This is a genomic window from Xanthomonas sp. SHU 308, assembly GCF_000364645.1.
Classification (GTDB): domain Bacteria; phylum Pseudomonadota; class Gammaproteobacteria; order Xanthomonadales; family Xanthomonadaceae; genus Xanthomonas_A; species Xanthomonas_A sontii.
In genome coordinates, this window is record NZ_AQOK01000220.1 from 1 (window position 1) to 361 (window position 361).

1 pseudogene is annotated in these 361 nt (G+C 77.6%); it reads left to right on the top strand.

Going from position 1 to position 361, the window contains the following annotated elements:
* Positions 1 to 361 (top strand): annotated as a pseudogene (locus tag D588_RS0108260) (zf-HC2 domain-containing protein); the annotation flags it as partial.

Genomic DNA, 361 nt, shown 5'->3' on the forward strand with positions numbered 1-361 from the left:
CCGCGCCAGCTGGACCACGCGGGCGCTGGTCGCCGCCGCGCTGCTGCAGGCGGTGGGCCTGGGCGTGCTGGGCATGCGCCTGTCCGCCGAGCACGAGCGCAGCACCGCCTACCGCACCCTCAGCGATGCCGCGCAGCCGCTGGCGGCCGACGCGATCCGGGTGGTGCCGGACGCGCGCATGACCCTGGCCGACTGGGACGCGCTGTTGCGCAAGCTGCAACTGCGGGTGATCGGCGGCCCCAACGCCGCCGGCGCCTACACCGTGGTGCCGACCCAGGCCGGGTCGCCGGCGCAGCCGCAGCGCAGCGTGCAGCAGTTGCGCGCCACCGCCGGCATCCGCCTGGCGGAGCCGATCGCCGCG